Below are 19,606 nucleotides of genomic sequence, written 5' to 3' on the forward strand. Positions count from 1 at the left end.
TGCCCCCGGGTCGATAGGGTGGAGGCAACCTGATACGCGACCGAACCAGGAGCTGCCATGAGCGCTGTGACCCCCGCTGGAGGACCTACCACGGCGGGCCGCTCCTGGCCCACCGTCCTGGAAGGACTGCTGACCGGCCGCGACCAGAGCGCCGAGGACACCGCCTGGGCGATGGACCGGATCCTGCGCGGCGAGGCCACCGACGCCCAGATCGCCGGCTTCGCGGTCGCGCTGCGCGCCAAGGGCGAGACGGTCGAGGAGATCACGGGGCTCGTCCGCACGATGTACGAGCACGCCAACCTGATCGAGGTCCCCGGCCCGTCCGTGGACATCGTCGGCACCGGCGGCGACGGCGCCAAGACCGTCAACATCTCCACCATGTCCGCGATCGTGGTCGCCGGCACCGGTGCCAAGGTCGTCAAGCACGGCAACCGGGCCGCCTCCAGTGCCAGCGGCGCCTCCGACGTCCTGGAGAAGCTCGGCGTCAATCTGGAGCTGACCCCGCGGCGGGTCGCCGAGGTCGCCGAGGAGGCCGGGATCACCTTCTGCTTCGCGGTGAAGTTCCACCCGGCGCTGCGCCATGTGGCCGCCGCCCGCAAGGAGCTCGGCATCCGGACCACCTTCAACTTCCTCGGTCCGCTCACCAACCCGGCCAAGGTCAAGGCCCAGGCGACCGGCGTCGCCGACGCCCGGATGGCTCCCATCATGGCCGGGGTGCTCGCCGAGCGCGGCTCCTCCGCGCTCGTCTTCCGCGGCGACGACGGCCTGGACGAGCTGACGACCACGGCCACCTCGCGCGTGTGGGTGGTACGGGACGGGGCGGTGCGCGAGGAGGCCTTCGACCCGCGGGACGTCGGCATCGACCTCGTACCGGTGGAGGCCCTGCGCGGTGCCGACGCCTCGTACAACGCCGATGTGGCCCGCCGGCTGCTCGCGGGCGAGACGGGTCCGGTACGGGACGCGGTGCTGCTCAACTCGGCGGCGGCGCTGGCCGCCCTTGAGCCGACCGGGGGCACCCTGGTGGAGCAGCTGCGCGAGGGGATCGCGAAGGCGGCGGAGTCGATCGACTCGGGCGCGGCACGCCAGGCCCTGGAGCGCTGGATCGCCGCCAGCAACGCGTAGCGCGCCTCCGGCGCGTGAGGAACGCGTGGAGAAGGGGTTCGGCCGCCGCCGGGCCCCTTTTCGCGTCCCGGATCCCGGACACGGGTTGCGCCGTCGCGATCACCTGTCATAGCGTCTGGGCAGGTCATGAGTGACAGCTGTGAAGCCCCGGCTAGCTGTCCGGCAACCCTCCGTCCGTGGCGGGGTGCCCCGGGTGAAGACCAGGCCGTGGACAGCAAGGTCCCCGGCAAGCGCGGACCCCTTGTTGCCCCTGGGGTCCTTGGTCCTCAAGGGAGCAGTCTCGTGAGCAAGCGAATGCGATAGGGCTGAGAAGCCCCTTCTCCGACACACCCTCCGCGCGACCACCACGGTCGTGTGTCGAGGCAACACCCGTACGCGGCACCCCACTTCGCGCTGCCCTGCGGGTCCGTCACCGCCCTTTCGCCTTGTCCTGCCGGGAGATACCGCCATGTCCGCGTACCCGAACACCGCCACCGCCACCGTCACCGTCACCGCCGTCGCCACCGCCACCGCGACCGACTGCGCCGCCGAGTCCGGCGACCCCTGCTGCGCCGCCCCGCTCCCGGTCCTCGGCCGGGATGTCACCGTCCCGCTCGTGACCGGCGGCGAGGTCACCTACGCCGCGCTCGACTACGCCGCCAGCGCGCCGGCCCTGCAGCGCGTCTGGGACGACGTCGCCGCCTACGCCCCGTACTACGGCAGCGTCCACCGCGGCGCCGGGTACCTCTCCCAGCTCTCCACCGACCTCTTCGAGAACAGCCGCGTCACCGTCGCCGAGTTCCTCGACTGCCGCCCCGGCGACCAGGTCGTCTTCACCCGCTCCACCACCGACTCGCTCAACCTGCTCTCCCGGATCATTCCGGCCGGTTGCGAGGTCTTCGTCTTCGAGACCGAGCACCACGCCTCGCTGCTGCCCTGGAAGGACGCCCGCGTCACCTACCTCAACGCGCCGCGCACCCCCGCCCAGGCCGTCGAGACCCTGGAGCGCGCGCTCGCCGACCGCGACCCCTACGGCCCCGCCCTCGTCTGCGTGACCGGCGCGTCCAACGTCACCGGTGAGCTGTGGCCGGTGAAGGAGCTCGCCGCCGCCGCGCACGCCCACGGCGCCCGTATCGTGCTCGACGCCGCCCAGCTCGCGCCCCACCACCCCGTCTCCGTACGGGAGTTGGACGTGGACTGGGTCGCCTTCTCCGGGCACAAGCTGTACGCCCCGTTCGGCTCGGGCGTCCTCGCGGGCCGCGCCGACTGGCTGCAGGCCGCCGAGCCGTACCTCGCGGGCGGCGGCGCCTCCCGTACGGTCGCCCGCCGGGCCGACGGCGGTGTGGACGTCGAGTGGCACACCACCGCCGCCCGCCACGAGGCCGGTTCGCCGAACGTCATCGGCGTCTACTCCATCGCCTCCGCCTGCAAGGCGCTCACCGAGGCCGGATTCGAGGGCCTCGTCGCCCGCGAGCAGCACCTGATCGCCACGGTCCGCGAGGGCCTCGCCGAGGTGCCCGAGGTCAGGATCCTCTCGCTCTTCGGCGACGAGTCCCCGCGCGTCGGCGTCCTCTCGTTCGTCGTGGAGGGCTGGAACAGCTCCCACTTCGCCGCCGCGCTCTCCGCCGAGTACGGCATCGGGGTGCGCGACGGCCTCTTCTGCGCCCACCCGCTGGTCCGCACGCTGCTCGGCAGCGACCCGCAGGTGGTGGGCGAGTGCGGCGCTCCGGAGGCCGCGCCGGGGGAGAAGTCGCTCAACGCCATCCGCGTGAGCTTCGGCGCCGGTACGCCGGACGAGCACGTGGAGCGTTTCGTACGGGCCGTGAAGGAGCTCGTCCGGGACGGCGCGCGCTGGAACTACCGCACCGAGGACGGCCGCTGCGTCCCGGACCGCGGCTGAGCACCCACTCGTACGGGTGAAGGGGGCTCCCGACCGGGAGCCCCCTTCCCGCGCGTTCCCGCGAGCAGTCCTACGACTCCAGGCCGATCGCGAAGGCCGCTTCCAGGTCGTGCTGGGAGTACGTACGGAACGCGACGTGCGTGTCCGTCGCCTCGACGCCGGGGATCTTGCTGATCCGGCCGGGGATCACGTCCGCCAGATCGTCGTGCCGGGGCACCCGGACCATGGCGATCAGGTCGTACGTGCCGGTCACCGAGAAGACCTCGCTGACGCTGTCGAGCGCGGCGATCGACTCCGCGATCTCCGGGATGCGGTCCACACTGGTCTTGATGAGCACGATCGCGGTGATCACGGCTGGCTTTCTCCCTCGGTCGCCGCGGCTTGGGCCTTCACTGTAGCCCCACGTCTGTACCTACCCCAGGCGTAGAGGAAGCCGACGGCGAAGCCCACCACATGCGCCAGATACGCGACCCCCGGCCCCGGCCCGGCCGAGCGCGCCGCGAGCCACTGCAGCACGAACCAGAAGACCAGCACGATCCAGGCGGGGAAGCGCAGCGGCAGGAAGAAGAGGAACGGGAACAGGCTGGTCACCCGGGACCGGGGGAAGAGGAAGAGGAACGCGCCGAGGACCCCCGAGATCGCCCCCGACGCCCCCACCAGCGTCTGCTCGCTGCTCGCGTGGGCCGCCGCGTAGCCGAGCAGCGCCAGGTAGCCGCAGCCGAGGTAGAAGAGGGCGAACTCGACGGCCCCCATCCGCTCCTCGGCCATCGCCCCGAAGACGTAGAGGAACAGCATGTTCCCTAGCAGATGCAGCCAGCTGCCGTGGACGAACAGGGCGGTCAGCGGGGTGAGCAGGGCACGCGGCTCGCTGCTCATCAGCTCGGCGGGCACGACTCCCCAGCGCTGGAAGTACGCGCTCTGCGCCGCGAGGACCGCGTCGGCCGTCCCCTGGACCGGGACGAGACCGGACACCGGGCTGATCAGGAACGTGAAGCAGCAGACGCCGATCAGGCCGTACGTCACCGTCGGCCCGTTCCGGGCGCCGCGCCAGGCGCCGTGGGCAGCTTCCCGCCAGTCGATCATGGACAGATCATGGCGTAACGGGGCCGAACTGGACAGAGTGCCTCGCCGCGACATGGGGTACCCGCGAGGCCGTAGGGTGACGGGCAGTACCTCCGCAGTTCGACGGCGCACCGCGGCACCCGCACCCGCTTCACGCACATGAAAGAGGACGGCACGATGACGACGGTTCCCCTGCCGACCGCCGAGACCCGCTGGCGCTGCACGCTCTGCGGCAATCTGACCCGGTTCGATGTGACCCGCTCCTCCAAGGTCGTCGAGTACGTCCATCTGGACCTCGCGGGAGAGCCGAAGGTCGAGGAGCGTCAGGTGGTCAGTGAGACCATCGAGTCGGTCCGCTGCCGTTGGTGCAACGCGGTGGACCAGATCGAGCTCGTGGACAGGCCGGGCGCCGAATCCTGACGGATCGGCGCGAATGACAGTGGGGTGACGGATCGTGGAGCAGCCCGCGCACGGTGAGCCGGCCGGCGCGGCAGGTGACGCTGCCGAGGCGCTCGACCGCCCGTTGCCGGAAGGCGTACGGCGCAAGGTCGTCGCGCTGGTCTCGGACGCCTTCGGCGGGCTGACCGTCGCGGAGCTTCCGGCACCCCTGCGGCAGTACGCACGGTTCACCGCGAGCCGGCGGGCCAAGTTCGCGGGCAACGCCATGGCCGCCGCCCTGGAGAGCGATCCGCTGTTCCGGCAGCGGATCGGCGAGCGGTTCAAGGAGGCCCAGCCCGAGCTGGCCGGGACCGTCGAGTCCGGCGCCCCGCCCGCCGCCGCCGACCCCGTCGACGTCGCCGCGGCCGCCTATGTGCTGCGTCCGCCCGGCTGGATCAAGCTGGTCGCGGCCGCGGGCGAGGAGGCCCAGCGGGTGGACGCCGAGCGGGCCGACGAGGCCGGCCGGCGTGAGCTGGAGCGGCTGCGCGAGGAGGTCGCCACCGCCAAGGAGCGCGGCCGCGCGGAGAGCGAGCAGCTGCGCACCGATCTGGAGGCGGCCCGCAAGGAAGCCGAATCGCTTCACCGCAAGCTGCGCAGCGCCCAGAGCGATGTGAAGCGCGGCGAGGCGGCCCTGCGCCGCGCCCAGGCCGAGATCGACACGGTCAGGGCGGAGACGGCCGCGCAGATCTCCGCCGCCGACGCCGAGACCCGACGCCTCAAGGCCCGGCTCGGCGAGGTCGAGGCCGCGCTCGAGGCCAGCCGCCGGGCCGCCCGTGAGGGTCGCTCGGTGGAGGACATGCGGCTGCGGCTGCTGCTCGACACGGTGCTCGACGCCGCGCAGGGGCTGCGCCGCGAGCTGGCCCTGCCGCCCGTCTCCGTCCACCCGGCCGACACCGTCGACGCGGTGGAGCCGGGCCGGATGTCGCCGAAGGACATCGCGGCCCGCGCGCTCTCCGAGACCGACCCGGCGCTCCTGGACCAGCTCCTCGCGCTCCCGCAGGCGCATCTGGTCGTGGACGGCTACAACGTCACCAAGACCGGCTACCCGACCATGCCGCTGGAGAAGCAGCGGCTGCGGCTGCTCGGCGGGCTCTCCGCGCTCGCGGCCCGCTCGGGCGCCGAGGTCACGTGTGTCTTCGACGGGGCGGAGCTGGCGGCCCCGGTGCTCCTCGCGCCCCCGCGCGGGGTGCGGGTGCTGTTCTCCAAGCCGGGCGTCACCGCCGACGAGTTGATCCGTCAGCTGGTGCGCGCCGAGCCCCCGGGGCGTCCGGTCGTGGTGGTCTCCACCGACCGCGAGGTCGCCGACGGCGTGGCCAAGGCCGGTGCGCGGCCGGTCGCGTCCGCCTTGTTGCTGAAGCGGCTTTCGCGCGCCTCGTGACGTCTCGTAACTCCTGGGGTTAATGCCCGAATTCTGGAGGGCGCAGGGTCAAGTGGCCATTACTACCCGTGTGGTGTGCGGAAATAATGTGGCCCGTGGGCGAGATTTTGCCCATGAGGATTTGAACTGATCACAAGATGGTCACTAGGGTCGGGCCTCGAACCTTCGCGCGGTTGATCACTCATCCGGAGTGGCAGCGGAGGAACCGCCTGCCGCAGCCTGGTTGGGCGGCTCGAGGAAGAAGGAGCTCGCCTTCGTGGCGTCCCACCGTCGTCCCAAGCAGCCGAGCCGCGCCCGCGTGACCGTGCTCACCGCGACCGCCGCCGCCGCGGTCGCCCTCACCGCCCAGAGCGGTGCCCAGGCCGCCCCGAAGCCGAAGATCGACGACGTGAAGTCGAAGGTCGACAAGCTGCACCACGAGGCCGAGGAGGCCACGGAGCAGTACAACCTGGCCGAGGAGCGCCGCGGCAAGCTGCAGAAGGAGATCGGCGCCCTTCAGGACAAGGTGGCCCGCGGCCAGGAGGAGCTCAACACCCTCCGGAACAACATCGGTTCGGTCGCCAGCGCGCAGTACCGCTCCGGTGGCATCGACCCGGCCATCCAGCTCTTCCTCTCCTCCGACCCGGACACCTACCTCGACAAGGCGTCCGCGATCGACCAGCTCGGCGCCAAGCAGGCCGACGTGCTCCAGTCGATCCAGGCCAAGCAGCGCACTCTCGCCCAGCAGCGCGCCGAGGCGACGACGAAGCTCGCCGACCTCGAGGACGTCCGCAAGACGCTCGGCGAGAAGAAGAAGGCCTTCCAGGGCAAGCTCGCCGAGGCCCAGAAGCTGCTCAACACCCTCACCGCCGCCGAGCGCGCGCGGATCCAGGAGGAGGAGCAGCGCGCCAGCCGCGCCGCGGGTGAGCGCGTCGACCTCGGCAACGAGGTCCCGGCCTCGCAGCGTGGCGCCGCCGCGCTCAACGCCGCCGCCACCCAGCTCGGCAAGCCGTACGTCTCCGGCGCCGAGGGCCCCAACTCGTACGACTGCTCCGGTCTGACGCAGTGGGCCTACCGCCAGGCCGGCGTCTCCATCAGCCGCACCACGTACACCCAGCAGAACGACGGCGTGAAGATCGGCCGCAGCCAGCTCAAGCCGGGCGACCTGGTCTTCTTCAACAGCCTTTCGCACGTGGGTCTGTACGCGGGCAACAACACGATCCTGCACGCCCCCAAGCCCGGCGCCGTGGTCCGCTACGAGTCGATGAGCTACATGGGCACCTTCCAGTTCGGCGTGCGCATCTGACGCTTCCGGCCTGACGCCCAATCGGGTGGTTTGTCGCATCCTTCGCTGACGTGACGCCCCGCTGGTGACCTGTGGTCTCCGGCGGGGCGTCACTTTGTGTGCCCGCGGCCTTCGTTGGACGCGGAGTGATCACCGGCTACTGTCTGCCGCGCCAGTCTGGGTAACAGCCGAACGGAGCGCGATACGTGGCGTCCCACCGACGACCCGCGAGGGTCACCGTCCTGACCGCCGCCGCGGCAACTGCCGCCACGGCCTTCGGCGCCGTCCCGGCGAGTGCCGACCCGAGCGGCACCCCGGAGGCGACGCGCGCCACCGTCGACCGGCTCTTCGAGGAGGCCGAACAGGCCACCGAGGGCTACAACAAGGCCGACGAGAAGGCGGACACGCTGCGCAGGACCGTCTCCCAGGCGCAGGGCAGCGTGGCGCGCGGCCAGGAGCGCATCAACCGCATGCGGGGCGCGCTCGGTTCGGTCGCCGGAGCCCAGTACCGCTCCGGAGGCATCGACCCCGCCCTCGCGCTGCTGCTCTCCGCCGACCCCGACTCGTACCTCGACCGGGCCTCCGTGCTCGACCGGGTCGCCGCCCGGCAGGGGGTGGCGCTGAGCCGACTCCAGCGCGAGCAGCAGCGGCTGAACCAGGAGCGGACCGAGGCCGGACGGCTCCTCGCCGAGCTGGAGCGCAGCCGGACCCAGGTCGCCCTGCACAAGCGCACGGTCGAGCGGAAGCTCGCCGAGGCCCGGCGGCTGCTGGCGTCCCTGACCGAGGAGGAGCGCGCCGACTTCGACCGGGCCTCGCGGTCGGGCCGGGCCGCACTCGACGAGGAGCCGCCGCCGCTCGCCGACCTCGGCCCGGTCTCCTCGCGGGCCGCCGCCGCGGTGATCGCGGCCCGCAGCGCCATCGGCCGGCCGTATGTGTGGGGCGCGACCGGCCCGTCCGCCTTCGACTGTTCGGGCCTGATGGTCTGGTCGTACCGGCAGGCCGGGATCAGCCTGCCGCGGACCTCGCAGGCCCAGCGGAGCGCGGGACGGCACGTGCCGCTCTCGCAGGCGCAGCCCGGTGACCTGGTGACGTACCGCAGCGACGCCAGCCACGTCGGGATCTACGCGGGCAACGGACAGGTGATCCACGCCCCCTATCCCGGGGCGCGGGTGCGCTACGACCCCGTCGGGATGATGTCGCACGTGACGGTGACGCGGGTCTGACGCTCCCCCGTACGATCGGGGGCGTGGCAGGTCAGGGGAGTGGAGCGGCGCGGCGAGCGGCCGTGTGTCTGCTCGCCGCCCTGCTGGCCCTCGCCGGATGCGCGGCCCCGGAGCCGGCCGACCCCGCGCCTCGGGAGATCAGGGCGCTCCTGGACCGGCACGCGCGGGCCGTCCTCGCCCGCGACGAGGCGGCCTTCTCCGTCGCGCTCGACCCCTCGCTCGCGCCGACGGCGCTCAAGGAGTTCGAGCACCTGGCCGAGGTGCCGCTGGAGTCGTGGGGCTACCGGCTCAAGGCCGTCGAGCGGCAGGGCGGGGACCGCGCGGGCGAGGACCGGGTGACCGTTCGCGCCGAGCTGAGCTATCGGATCAGCGGCTACGACTCCGGGCCCGTCACCACCGAGCGCGTGCTGGACCTGACCGAGCGGGACGGGCGGTGGTACGTGACCGGCGACCGGCCCGGCGAGGGCGCCGGTCAGCAGCTGTGGCAGCAGGGCGAGGTGGAGGCGGTACGGGGAGGGCGGAGCCTCGTCCTCGGGGTCGGGCAGCCGGAGGAGCGCCTGAAGGCGATCGCGGCGGCGGCCGACCGGGCGGTGCCCGCGGTCTCGGCGGCCTGGCCGGAGAAGTGGGCGGGCCGCGTGGTGGTGCTCGTCCCGGCCTCCCTGGACGCCATGGGCGGGCTGCTGGGGGCGCCGGCGGCCTCGTACCGGGGGATCGCGGCCGTCACGACCGGCGAGATCGGCGGCGGCCCGGACGCGCCCGCGGACCGGGTGATCGTCAACCCGGACGCGTACGGGGTCCTCGGCGACTTCGGCCAGCAGGTCGTCCTCACCCACGAGACGACGCACGTGGCCACCCGCGCCGACACCTCCGCGTCCACGCCGGTGTGGCTGTCCGAGGGCTTCGCCGACTGGGTGGCCTACCGCGGCTCGGGCCGCACGGCCGCCCAGGCGGCCCCGGAACTGCACCGCGCGGTCCGCGCGGGCGACCTCCCGGCCGGCCTCCCGGACGACCAGGCCTTCGCCTTCGGCGGCGACGCGGAGGCCCTGGCGCGGGCGTACGAGGGCGGCTGGCTGGCCTGCGCGCTGATCGCGGAACGGTGGGGCGAGGCGAAGCTGACCGCCTTCTACCGCACAGTGGGCGCCCACCCGCAACGCGAGGGCGCGGTCGAAAAGGCCCTGACCGAGGTCCTCGCCACGACCCCCGAGGCCTTCACGACCGCTTGGCGGGACTTCCTGCGGCAACGGCTGGGGTAGGGACGGGCTCTCCCGGCCACGCGGCGCGGACACCCACGCGGCCGCCCGCCGGGACCGGCCGCCGACCGGAGCGGCGCCTGCGGTCGGCCTACCGCCGCGGTCCGTCCCCGGCTCCCGGCCGGGACGCGCCGCCGCCTGCCGGGCGAGGAGGGGGCTTCAAGCTCTCGGGTGGGGTTGTGCTGTCGGCGCCTTGCGGGAACTCCTGCGGCAGCGGCTGAAGCAACGACGGGTCTCCGGCCCGCGGGCCCGTGCCCGGCTCCCGGGTGGGAGGGGGCTGTGGCTCGGCCGCCGGCGTGCGTAGCCCGCCGACCGACGCCGGGGGCCTCAGGGTTCTTGGGCCTGGGCAGGGGCGTCGGTGCGCTCCAAGTGCGTCAGGGTCTCCGTGAGCCACTCCTTCTCCGCCGTGCCCGTCGCGCGGGCGATGCGGAGCATGCCCTGGCGGAAGAGGTCCGGTTCCTGCTCCGCGCGGACCGGGGTGCCGTTCTCGTAGAAGAAGCTCGCGGGGGTGTTCAGGAAGGCCTGGCGGCGGCGCAGGACGGCCGCCTGGTCCGTCGGGGAGGGGAGGTGGCCGAGGAAGGCCAGCAGCGTGAAGAAGCGCTGGCCGTCGGTGATGTCCGCGTCCTTGGGGTCGCGCAGCCGGGCGAACAGTTCCTCCCGGCCCTCGGCGGTCAGCGAGAGCGTCCGGCGCGGGGCCGCGCTCGTGCCCGGCTCCGTGCGGCGTTCCAGCAGGCCCGCCTTCACCATGCGGGTGATCGCCGGGTAGAGGGCCCCGTCGCTGACCGGGCGGACATGGCCGCTCAGCCCCTGGATGCGGTCCTTCAACTCGTACCCGTGCAGCGGCTTCTCGTACAGAAAGCCGAGGATCGTCAGCTCCAGCACCCGCCCCTCCTTCGCGCTTGTCCCGGACCCGCCCGCCATGCTACCTCTTTTCGAGGTGCCTCGAATCGAGGTATCTCGAAACGAGGGGGCGGCCATGACACACCGACGCACACTGATCCGGCTCGCGTACCCGGTCTACGGCGAACTCCTGGCCTCGGTCGCCGCCGGCATCATCGGCATGGTCTGGGTCGCCCGACTCGGCGGCGACGCCGTCGCGGCCGTCGCCGTCGCCACCAACGTGGAGAACGTGGCTCTCGGCGTCGTCCTCATGGCCGCCTCCGGCACCACCGTCCTCGTCGCCCGCGCCCGCGGCGCCGAGGACCCCGGCGCCGTCCGCGCCGCCGTCCGCGGCGGACTGCTGCTCGGCGCCCTGCTCGTCCCGCCCGTCGCCCTCGGCGGCTACCTGCTGCGCGAACCCCTCGCCCGCCTCGTCCTCGGCGGCGCCGACACCCCCGCCCTCGCCCTCGCCACCGCCTACTTCGCGATCTCGCTCCCCGGCACGGCCGTCTTCTTCGCCACCACCGTCCTCGACGGCGTCCTCAAAGGCGCGGGCGACACCCGCACCCCCATGAGCCTCGCCTTCCTCGCCAACGGACTGATCCTGGTCCTCGACCCGCTGCTCATCCACGCCTACGGAGTGCGCGGCGCCGCCCTCGCCACCGTCATCGGCCGCACCGTCGCCCTCGGCGCCGGACTGATCGCCCTGCGCCGCAACCCGCTCCTCCGGGCCGCGCGCACCGCCCCGCCCTCGGAAGGGACCGCCGCCGCCCTGCGCCGTACGCTGCGGACCGGACTGCCCATGTCCGCCGACTTCGTCGTACGGATGGCCGGGGCCCTCGCCCTCGTCGCCGTCGTGGCCCGGCTCGGGGTGACCCAGGTCGCCGCGTACGGCATCGCCACCAAGACCATGTACGTCGCCACCATGGCGTTCTACGCCGTACGCCAGGCCACCGCCATCCACACCGCCCACCTGCTCGGCGCGGGCCGCGACGAACGCCGGGCCGTCGCCCGGCAGGCCCTGCTCCTCGGCGGTGTCCTCGGCACGGCCGCCGCCGGCCTGCTGCTCCTCACCGCCGGCCTCGTCATGCGCGGCTTCGGGGCGGAGCCGGACGTGGCGGCCGCCGGAGCCCTCTTCCTGCGCTGCCTCGGGCCGTATCTGGTGCTCATGGCCGGGTTCATCGCCGTCGCCGGAGTCCTCGAAGGCAGTGGCGGCAGCCCACGGCTCGCCAGGATCACCGTCGTGGGTGTCCTCGCCCAACTCCCGCTCGCGTACGCCCTGTCGGGCCTCGGACTGCCCGGAATCTGCCTGGCCATGGGGCTGGCGATGGCGGGCCAGTGCGCGGCCCTGGCCCTGCTGCACCGCCGTACGCCCACCGCTCAGGCGACGGGCAGGGTCCTCGCCCGCTCGGCCTGAACGGGGATCTTCACCGGAGTCAGGCGCGGCTCGGTCACCGTCTGGTGCCACAGGACGCGGCAGGCGGAGAGCGAGGCGGCGACCAGCAGACCGTTGCGTACGAGCAGCAGCGCGATGCCCAGCGGGTCGCTGTCCGTCACGTGCGAGAACCACACAGGGAACTCGAACTGCGTCACCGCCGTCGCCCACACCACCAGATGCGCGGGCCGGTGCATCCGGCTCGCCCGGTAGGCCAGGCACACGGCGGCCAGGCCGACCAGCCAGATCATGTACTGGGGGCTGATCACCCGGCTCGTCGTGGTGAACAGCAGCACCGCCACGAACGCCGCGTCCGCCGGCGTCGTCGTCGCGAAGACACGGGCCCTGATCCGCCACACCAGCAGCCAGCCGAAGGAGGCCATCGTCAGGGCCATGGTCACGGTGGAGACGGTGGAGACGTACGGGCCGAGGAACTCGATCGAGCCGTAGTTCATCCGCGCCTCGCCGTCCCAGCCGAGGTGCCGGGCCACATGGAAGAGCATCGCGCCCAGGGACTCGAGCTCCAGCCCCCGTTCGCGCTGGAAGGTCAGGAAGGCCAGCGCCCCCGGCGCCGCGAGCACACACAGGAGCAGCAGTCCGGCCGCCGCGCCCGCCGCCGTCGACCACGAGCGGAAGGTGGCGCGGCCGCGCGGCGTGCCGACGAGCAGCAGCGCGGGCCACACCTTGAGCATCGCGCCGAAACCGGCGAGGGCACCGAGCACGCGCGGGCGCCGCAGACCGGCGAGGAGCGCGGCCACGGCGACCGCGGTGACCATCAGGTCGTAGCGGGCGTACGCGGTCGGGCCGAGCAGTGGCACGCCCGCGATCCAGATCCAGGCGCCGTGCGCGCTCCGGCCCTTGCGTCGCCCCGTGTACATGAGCAGCCCGAAGACGAGCGCGTCGCACAGGAGGGCGAGGACGAAGAAGGCGGCGGAGTAGCCGAGGAACGGCAGCAGGGCGGGGGCGAGGATCGCCAGGGCGGCGAGGGGTGGGTACTGCCAGGTCACGTCGTCCAGCGGGTACGTGCCGGTCTTCAGAACCTCGAACCAGCCCTGGTAGATCTGCTCGATGTCACTGGTGACGTCCGGTCCGGGGACGGTGACGACCTTGAAGACACACAGGAGCAGGACGATCCGGGTGAGCCCCCAGAGTATGTGGGGGTTCCTTCTCGCGCGCTCGGCAGCCGTACCCAGTACGCCCGTCATTCCTGCCTCGTCCCTTCCTGTCGGTCAGTCGGTCGGTCCGCGCCTGCGGAGGGTGGTGTTGCCGGGCGGGGGGTGCGGTCACGTACATTCGGCGACGATGCACAAGACCCTGATCGTAACCAACGACTTCCCGCCTCGCCCCGGCGGAATCCAGGCGTTCCTGCACAACATGGCGCTGCGTCTGGATCCCGAGCGGATCGTGGTCTACGCCTCCACGTGGAAGCGCAGCCGCGAGGGGATCGAGGCGACCGCCGCGTTCGACGCGGAGCAGCCTTTCACGGTCGTGCGGGACAGCACCACCATGCTGTTGCCCACTCCTCGGGTCACCGCGCGGGCGACCGCGCTGCTGCGTGAGCACGACTGCGAATCCGTCTGGTTCGGGGCGGCGGCGCCGCTCGGACTGATGGCCCCCGCGCTGCGCAGGGCGGGCGCCCGGCGGATCGTCGCGACCACGCACGGCCATGAGGCGGGCTGGGCCCAGCTGCCGGGCGCGCGCCGGCTCCTGCGCCGGATCGGCGAGGGCACGGACACGATCACGTACCTCGGCGAGTACACGCGCTCGCGGATCGCGACAGCCCTGACGCCGGCCGCCGCCGCGCGGATGGTGCAGCTCCCGCCGGGCGTCGACGAGAAGACCTTCCACCCGGGCTCGGGCGGCGAGGCGGTACGGGAACGGCTCGGGCTCAGCGACCGCCCCGTGGTCGTGTGCGTCTCGCGGCTCGTCCCGCGCAAGGGCCAGGACACGCTGATCCGGGCCATGCCGCGGATCCTGCGGCGGGTGCCGGACGCGGTGCTGCTGATCGTCGGGGGCGGCCCGTACGAGAAGGAGCTGAGGCGCCTCGCTGCGGCGACGGGCGTGGCCGATTCCGTACGGTTCACGGGCGCGGTCCCGTGGGAGGAGCTGCCGGCGCATTACGGCGCCGGCGACGTCTTCGCCATGCCCTGCCGCACGCGGCGCGGTGGCCTGGACGTCGAGGGCCTCGGCATCGTCTACCTGGAGGCCTCGGCCACCGGCCTCCCGGTCGTCGCCGGCGACTCGGGCGGCGCACCGGACGCGGTCCTGAACGGCGAGACGGGCTGGGTCGTCCACGGCGACGCCCCCGAGGAGTCCGCGGACCGCATCACGACGCTGCTGCTCGACCCCGAGCTCCGCGGCCGCATGGGCGAGCGCGGCCGCGACTGGGTCGAGGACCGCTGGCGCTGGGACCTGCTGGCGGAGCGCCTGAAGGAACTGCTCTAGCCCCACCCCGCTGGGCGCGGGCTCTGGGCGGGGCGCCCAAGGGGTGAGGTGGGGGCCCCGCGGGCCGAGGCGCGTGCCGAACGGGTCGGGCGTCATGACAACCGAGGGACGCACCATGACTGATCGGCCGTGCAGACGTCTCGCGCACCTCTGCGGGCAGCCCACCAGCCGCCCGGACCGGCTCTTCGCCTTCGCCGTCTGGGCCGTGGCACTCGGCGTCGGCTTCGCGTTCTGGCGCCTGCCCGGGGTGCTGGTGGTGACCGCCGCGGCGCTTCTGCTCTTCGTGCTCTGCACGGCTGTGCTGCTGCTCCGCGGCCACCGCACCCGCTGCGCGACGACGCGCGGAGCACGCGCGCTGGTCTCGATCACCGACGGCATCTGACCGCGCCGCCGGCGCCGCGCGACCGCTGGGAGCGGGTCGAGTGTCCCCGCCTCCCCGGCATCCTCGGCGCGCGGGTGCCAGGAGCGTGCCGTGGCACAGCGGCCAGGCCCCCTCCGGGCCCCACGGGCGCATGCGGCCTGTGGCCTTCGGGCTCCACAACGCGGCCCAGCCACCCCGAGACCCCACGGACACCTGAGGCCTTCGGGCGCACAACGCGGACGGGCCCCGCAGGGCGCGTCGGGTGCGCCTGCGGGGCCCGTCTGGTGGCCGCCTACCGCCCTACGGGCGGTAGATCGCCTCGATCTCGTCGGCGAAGTCCTTCGCCACCACGTTGCGCTTCAGCTTCAGGGACGGCGTGATGTGGCCCGCCTCCTCCGTGAACTGGGAGTTCAGGATGCGGAACTTCCGGACCGACTCCGCCTTGGACACCGCCGCGTTGCCGTCGTCCACCGCGCGCTGGACCTCCGCGAGCAGGTCCGCGTCCTCGCGCAGCGACGCCGCCGTCGAGCCCTCCGGCTTGCCGTTCTCCGCGGCCCAGCGGGTCAGGAACTCCTCGTCCAGGGTGACCAGCGCGCCCACGAACGGCCGTCCGTCGCCGACCACCATGCACTCCGCGACCAGCGCGTGCGCCCGGATCCGGTCCTCGATGACCGCCGGGGCGACGTTCTTGCCGCCCGCCGTCACCAGGATCTCCTTCTTCCGGCCGGTGATGGCGAGGTAGCCGTCCTCGTCCAGCGTGCCGATGTCACCCGTGTGGAACCAGCCGTCGGCCAGCGCCTCGGTGGTCGCCGTCTCGTTCTGCCAGTAGCCGCTGAAGATGTGCTCGCCGTGCAGCAGCACCTCGCCGTCGTCGGCGATCCGCACCACCGAGCCCGGCAGCGGCTGACCCACCGTGCCGATCTTCTGCCGGTCCCACGGGTTGAACGCCGTCGCCGCGCACGACTCCGTCAGGCCGTAGCCCTCCAGGACGGTGAAGCCGATGCCGCGGAAGAAGTGGCCCAGCCGCTCGCCCAGTGGCGCGCCCCCCGAGATCGCGTACTCGCCGCGCCCGCCGAGCACCGCCCGCAGCTTGGAGAAGACCAGCTTGTCGAAGAGCTTGTGCTTGAGCCGCAGGCCGAGGGACGGGCCCTCGGGGGTGCCGAGCGCACGGCTGTACGCGATGGCCGTGTGCGCGGCCTTGTCGAAGATCTTGCCCTTGCCGTCCGCGTGGGCCTTCGCCCGCGCCGAGTTGTAGACCTTCTCGAAGACCCGCGGCACACCCAGAAGCAGCGTCGGCCGGAAGGAGGCCAGCTCGTCGGTGAGGTTCTTGATGTCCGGCACGCAGCCGAGCCGGATCGGGGCCATCACCGCGGCGATCTCGACCATGCGGCCGAAGACGTGCGCGGCCGGCAGGAAGAGCAGCACGGAGCACTCGCCCGTACGGAACAGGGGCTTCAGGCGCTCCACCACGTTGCCGCACTCGGCGAAGAACGCGCGGTGCGTCAGCACACAGCCCTTGGGGCGGCCGGTGGTGCCCGAGGTGTAGACGATCGTCGCCGGGTCGTCCGCGTTCGCGGCGGACATCCGCTCCTCGAGCAGCTCGTCGGAGACGTCCTTGCCGGTCTCGGTCAGCCGCGCGACGGCGTCCGCCTCGATCTGCCAGATGCCCTTGAGGGCCGACAGGTCCGCCCGTACCGACTCCACCGACTCCTGGTGGGCCGCGGACTCGACGAGGACGAGCGAGGCGCCCGAGTCGCCGAGGATCCACTGGATCTGCTCCGGCGAGCTCGTCTCGTACACCGGCACGGTGACCGCGCCCGCGCTCCAGATCGCGAAGTCGAGGAGAACCCACTCGTAACGGGTCCGGGACAGCAGCGCGACCCGATCACCCGGCTCGACACCGGCGGCGATCAGCCCCTTCGCGACCCCGCGGACCTCGGCGAGGAACTGCTCGGCGGTGACGTCCGTCCAGACGCCGTCCTCCTTGCGCCCCATCACGGCGACATCTGGGTGCTGGGAGGCGTTGCGGCGGATGAGATCCGTCAGATTGCCGTCCGAGGGGACCTCGTACAGGGCCGGAAGGCTGAACTCGCGCAAGACTGCTGCTCCTCATCGGGCGCCGGCGCCACGGCTCTGTGTGATGCACCGGTGCGGTCCAAGACCGGTCAGGTGCTCAGTGGGGGTGAGCACAACTGGACTGCCCGGACGTTACCCATCAGTACGTGGTTCCCGATAGGGGGTCCTGGCCAGATGTTCCGTGCGTCACACAGCCATGGCGGTGCTTCGCGCACAGTAATCCACAGCTTCCCGGACTCGGAAGTAACCGCAGGTCCGACGCCCTACGCTGAGGCGCATGAGGATCAACGTGGTCAGCGACGTTCACGGAAACAGTGGCGCCCTCGCCAAGGCGGGGGAGGGGGCGGACGCCCTGATCTGCCTCGGTGACCTGGTGCTCTTCCTCGACTACGCCGACCACAGCCGCGGCATCTTCCCCGACCTCTTCGGCGTCGAGAACGCCGACCTGATCGTGGAACTGCGCACCGCGCGCCGCTTCGACGAGGCCCGTGAGCTGGGGCGTCGCCTCTGGTCCGAGCTGGCCGTCGACCGCGACACCGCCATCGAGTCCGCGGTGCGCCGCCAGTACGAGGAGCTGTTCGCGGCCTTCCCGAACCCGACGTACGCGACGTACGGGAACGTCGACATCCCGGACCTGTGGCCCGAGTACGCGGGCCCCGGGACGACGATCCTGGACGGCGAGCGGATCGAGATCGGCGGGCTGGTCTTCGGCTTCGTCGGCGGCGGGCTGCGCACGCCCATGCGGACGCCGTACGAGATCTCCGACGAGGAGTACGCCGCGAAGGTCGAGGCGCTCGGGGACGTCGACGTGCTGTGCAGCCACATCCCGCCGGACGTGCCGGAGCTGACCTACGACACGGTCGCCCGGCGCTTCGAACGCGGCAGCGGTGCCCTGCTCGACGCGATACGGCGCGTCCGGCCGCGGTACGCGCTCTTCGGGCACGTCCACCAGCCCCTGGTCCGGCGCATGCGGGTCGGGGTCACGGAGTGCGTGAACGTGGGGCATTTCGCGTCGACGGGACGGCCCTGGACCCTGGAGTGGTGACGGGCCCCCGGTGAGGGCGCGATAGCCTTCGGTCGGCACGTTCGTGCCCTTCGATCTTCTTCGAGTTCTCGCCGGACCGCACAGTGGAGGAGCCACAGCGATGGCCGAACACACCAGCTCGAGCATCACCATCGAGGCAGCGCCGGCCGACGTCATGGGCGTGATCGCCGACTTCGCGCGCTACCCCGAGTGGACGGGCGAGGTGAAGGAGGCCGAGGTCCTGGAGACGGACGCGGCCGGCCGCGCGGAGAAGGTCCGGCTGCTGCTCGACGCCGGCGCGATCAAGGACGACCACACCCTCGCGTACACCTGGACCGGCGACAACGAGGTCTCCTGGACGCTGGTCAAGTCCCAGATGCTCCGCGCCCTGGACGGCTCCTACCGGCTGGCCCCGTCGGGCGGCGGCGAGCGCACCGAGGTGACGTACCAGCTGACGGTCGACGTCAAGATCCCCATGCTCGGCATGATCAAGCGCAAGGCGGAGAAGGTCATCATCGACCGCGCGCTCGCGGGCCTGAAGAAGCGCGTGGAGTCGGGTGCGTAACGCTCCCGGCGGGCCGGCGGCCGGCGGGCGGTAACGTTCCCCCGCATGGGGATCATGCTTGTCACCGGGACCGGCGGCGCCGGCCGCACCACCGTCGCCTCGGCGACCGCCCTCGCCGAGGCCCAGGCCGGGCGCCGCGTGCTGCTGGTCTCCGGTGAGGCCGACGAGGACCTCGGCGTCGACGTCCTGCGCCCCACCCCCGCCGCCGACTTCCGCCGCGAGTTCCTCGCCCTGCAGGCACGTTCCAGCACCGCCCTCGATCTCCTCGGCGCCACCCCCTTCGAGGACGCCGAGCTGACCGAGCTCCCCGGCAGCCGGCCGTTCGCCCTGCTCCGCGCCCTGCGCGACGCCGCCGCGGGCGACTGGGACCTCGTCGTCGTCGACCTGCCCCCGCTGCTCGACGCGCTCGCCCTCCTCGCGCTGCCCGAGCAGCTGCGCCGCTACCTCCGCCGCCTCCTGCCGCCCGAACGGCAGGCCGCCCGCGCCCTGCGCCCCATGCTGGCCCAGCTCGCCGGCGTCCCCATGCCCGCGCAGTGGCTCTACGAGACGACCGCCCGCTGGGAGGCCGAGCTCGCCGCCGTCCAGGCCGTCGTCGACGACCCCACCACCGCCGTACGGCTCGTCGTCGAGCCCGGACCCGCCGCCACCGACGCCCTGCGCACCGCCCGCCTCGGCCTCGCGCTCCACGGCCTCGCCCTCGACACCGTCGTCGCCAACCGGATGCTCCCCGCCGACTCCCCGGACCCCTGGTTCGCCGCACTGACCGCCCAGCAGCACGAGCACCTGGCCCGGCTCCGCACCGGCCACGACGGAGCCGTGCACGCCCTCCCGCACCTCGGCCGGGATCCGCGCGGCCCCGAGGACCTCGCCCTGCTCGCGGTCGACGCGAAGGCCGCGCCCGCCGAGGCCCCCGCCTGGACCGTCGAGGACCGCCGGGCCGAGGACGGCATCCTCGTGTGGCACATCCCGCTGCCCGGCGCCGTCAAGGAGGAGCTCTCCCTCGTCCGCCGCGGGGACGAACTCCTTCTCACCGTCGGCCCGTTCCGCCGCAACGTCCCGCTGCCGCCCGCCCTGCGCCGCTGCACGGTCGCCGGCGCCGGTCTCGTGGACGGCGATCTGCGGGTCCGCTTCGCACCGGACGCCGGTCTTTGGCCGAAGACCCCGTGACGACGTGTACCGTCGACGGTATAAGCCGTAAGGAGTAC

General features: G+C 72.8%; 18 protein-coding genes and 1 riboswitch. Of the genes, 13 read left to right on the top strand and 5 right to left on the bottom strand.

Features of this window, described 5'->3' with window-relative positions:
* The first annotated feature begins 57 nt into the window (after positions 1-57).
* The gene (trpD, locus tag FDM97_RS08980) at positions 58-1,122 is read left to right on the top strand and encodes an anthranilate phosphoribosyltransferase (RefSeq protein ID WP_137989847.1); all 1,065 of its coding nucleotides are present in this window, start codon (positions 58-60) and stop codon (positions 1,120-1,122) included.
* Between the two features lie 122 nt (positions 1,123-1,244).
* Positions 1,245-1,361: riboswitch (SAM riboswitch) on the top strand.
* 209 nt (positions 1,362-1,570) lie between these two features.
* Positions 1,571-3,001: an aminotransferase class V-fold PLP-dependent enzyme gene (locus tag FDM97_RS08985; RefSeq protein ID WP_137989849.1), complete on the top strand. Its 1,431-nt coding sequence runs from the start codon at positions 1,571-1,573 to the stop codon at positions 2,999-3,001.
* 70 nt (positions 3,002-3,071) lie between these two features.
* On the opposite strand, the gene FDM97_RS08990 is transcribed toward FDM97_RS08985, so the two are convergent.
* Together FDM97_RS08990 and FDM97_RS08995 are read right to left on the bottom strand one after the other, a co-directional pair.
* Positions 3,072-3,353 carry an Lrp/AsnC family transcriptional regulator gene (locus tag FDM97_RS08990; protein WP_017238849.1) on the bottom strand — a complete coding sequence of 94 codons (282 nt, stop codon included), beginning with the start codon at positions 3,351-3,353 and terminating at the stop codon, positions 3,072-3,074.
* Entirely contained in the window at positions 3,350-4,084 is a 735-nt protein-coding gene (locus tag FDM97_RS08995; RefSeq protein ID WP_137989851.1) for a rhomboid family intramembrane serine protease, read from the bottom strand. The genes FDM97_RS08990 and FDM97_RS08995 overlap by 4 nt, the downstream gene beginning before the upstream one ends.
* A gap of 156 nt (positions 4,085-4,240) precedes the next feature.
* On the opposite strand from FDM97_RS08995, the gene FDM97_RS09000 reads away from it, so the two are divergent.
* The 5 genes from FDM97_RS09000 (at position 4,241) to FDM97_RS09020 (ending at position 9,619) form a co-directional block, all read left to right on the top strand.
* Positions 4,241-4,483, top strand: a complete 243-nt coding sequence (locus FDM97_RS09000; RefSeq protein WP_137989853.1) for a hypothetical protein — start codon at positions 4,241-4,243, stop codon at positions 4,481-4,483.
* 34 nt (positions 4,484-4,517) lie between these two features.
* Positions 4,518-5,879 (top strand): NYN domain-containing protein, encoded by a 1,362-nt coding sequence (locus FDM97_RS09005; RefSeq protein ID WP_137989855.1) that lies wholly within the window; start codon positions 4,518-4,520, stop codon positions 5,877-5,879.
* A gap of 256 nt (positions 5,880-6,135) precedes the next feature.
* A complete protein-coding gene (locus FDM97_RS09010; protein ID WP_137989858.1) occupies positions 6,136-7,164 on the top strand; it encodes a C40 family peptidase in 1,029 nt (342 codons plus the stop codon).
* Between the two features lie 185 nt (positions 7,165-7,349).
* Positions 7,350-8,366 carry a C40 family peptidase gene (locus tag FDM97_RS09015; protein ID WP_137989860.1) on the top strand — a complete coding sequence of 339 codons (1,017 nt, stop codon included), beginning with the start codon at positions 7,350-7,352 and terminating at the stop codon, positions 8,364-8,366.
* Positions 8,367-8,389: 23 nt separating this feature from the next.
* Complete coding sequence (locus FDM97_RS09020; RefSeq protein ID WP_137989862.1) at positions 8,390-9,619, top strand: hypothetical protein; 1,230 nt, start codon at positions 8,390-8,392, stop codon at positions 9,617-9,619.
* A 324-nt stretch (positions 9,620-9,943) separates the two neighbouring features.
* Here FDM97_RS09020 and FDM97_RS09025 read toward each other — a convergent pair whose 3' ends face one another.
* A complete protein-coding gene (locus tag FDM97_RS09025; protein WP_137989864.1) occupies positions 9,944-10,498 on the bottom strand; it encodes a PadR family transcriptional regulator in 555 nt (184 codons plus the stop codon).
* A 94-nt stretch (positions 10,499-10,592) separates the two neighbouring features.
* Here FDM97_RS09025 and FDM97_RS09030 point away from each other — a divergent pair, with 94 nt between their 5' ends.
* Positions 10,593-11,912, top strand: a complete 1,320-nt coding sequence (locus FDM97_RS09030) for an MATE family efflux transporter (protein WP_137989866.1) — start codon at positions 10,593-10,595, stop codon at positions 11,910-11,912.
* Here the strand turns inward: FDM97_RS09030 and FDM97_RS09035 are convergent.
* On the bottom strand, positions 11,876-13,135 hold the full coding sequence (locus FDM97_RS09035; RefSeq protein ID WP_137989867.1) for a glycosyltransferase 87 family protein: 1,260 nt from the start codon (positions 13,133-13,135) through the stop codon (positions 11,876-11,878). The two genes, FDM97_RS09030 and FDM97_RS09035, sit on opposite strands and share 37 nt — an antisense overlap.
* 97 nt (positions 13,136-13,232) lie before the next feature.
* On the opposite strand from FDM97_RS09035, the gene FDM97_RS09040 reads away from it, so the two are divergent.
* Positions 13,233-14,375: a glycosyltransferase family 4 protein gene (locus FDM97_RS09040; protein WP_137989869.1), complete on the top strand. Its 1,143-nt coding sequence runs from the start codon at positions 13,233-13,235 to the stop codon at positions 14,373-14,375.
* Positions 14,376-14,490: 115 nt separating this feature from the next.
* Positions 14,491-14,757, top strand: a complete 267-nt coding sequence (locus FDM97_RS09045; protein WP_137989871.1) for a DMT family transporter — start codon at positions 14,491-14,493, stop codon at positions 14,755-14,757.
* 279 nt (positions 14,758-15,036) lie between these two features.
* Here FDM97_RS09045 and FDM97_RS09050 read toward each other — a convergent pair whose 3' ends face one another.
* Positions 15,037-16,833, bottom strand: coding sequence for an AMP-dependent synthetase/ligase (locus tag FDM97_RS09050; RefSeq protein WP_137989873.1), 1,797 nt, complete (start codon positions 16,831-16,833; stop codon positions 15,037-15,039).
* A gap of 256 nt (positions 16,834-17,089) precedes the next feature.
* Here FDM97_RS09050 and FDM97_RS09055 point away from each other — a divergent pair, with 256 nt between their 5' ends.
* From FDM97_RS09055 to FDM97_RS09065, 3 genes are all read left to right on the top strand, one after another.
* Positions 17,090-17,857 carry a metallophosphoesterase family protein gene (locus tag FDM97_RS09055; RefSeq protein ID WP_137989875.1) on the top strand — a complete coding sequence of 256 codons (768 nt, stop codon included), beginning with the start codon at positions 17,090-17,092 and terminating at the stop codon, positions 17,855-17,857.
* A gap of 100 nt (positions 17,858-17,957) precedes the next feature.
* A complete protein-coding gene (locus FDM97_RS09060) occupies positions 17,958-18,401 on the top strand; it encodes an SRPBCC family protein (protein WP_137989877.1) in 444 nt (147 codons plus the stop codon).
* 45 nt (positions 18,402-18,446) lie between these two features.
* Positions 18,447-19,568, top strand: coding sequence for an ArsA family ATPase (locus FDM97_RS09065; protein WP_137989879.1), 1,122 nt, complete (start codon positions 18,447-18,449; stop codon positions 19,566-19,568).
* Positions 19,569-19,606 lie beyond the last annotated feature (38 nt).

Origin of the sequence: Streptomyces vilmorinianum, from assembly GCF_005517195.1 — a bacterium.
Classification (GTDB): domain Bacteria; phylum Actinomycetota; class Actinomycetes; order Streptomycetales; family Streptomycetaceae; genus Streptomyces; species Streptomyces vilmorinianum.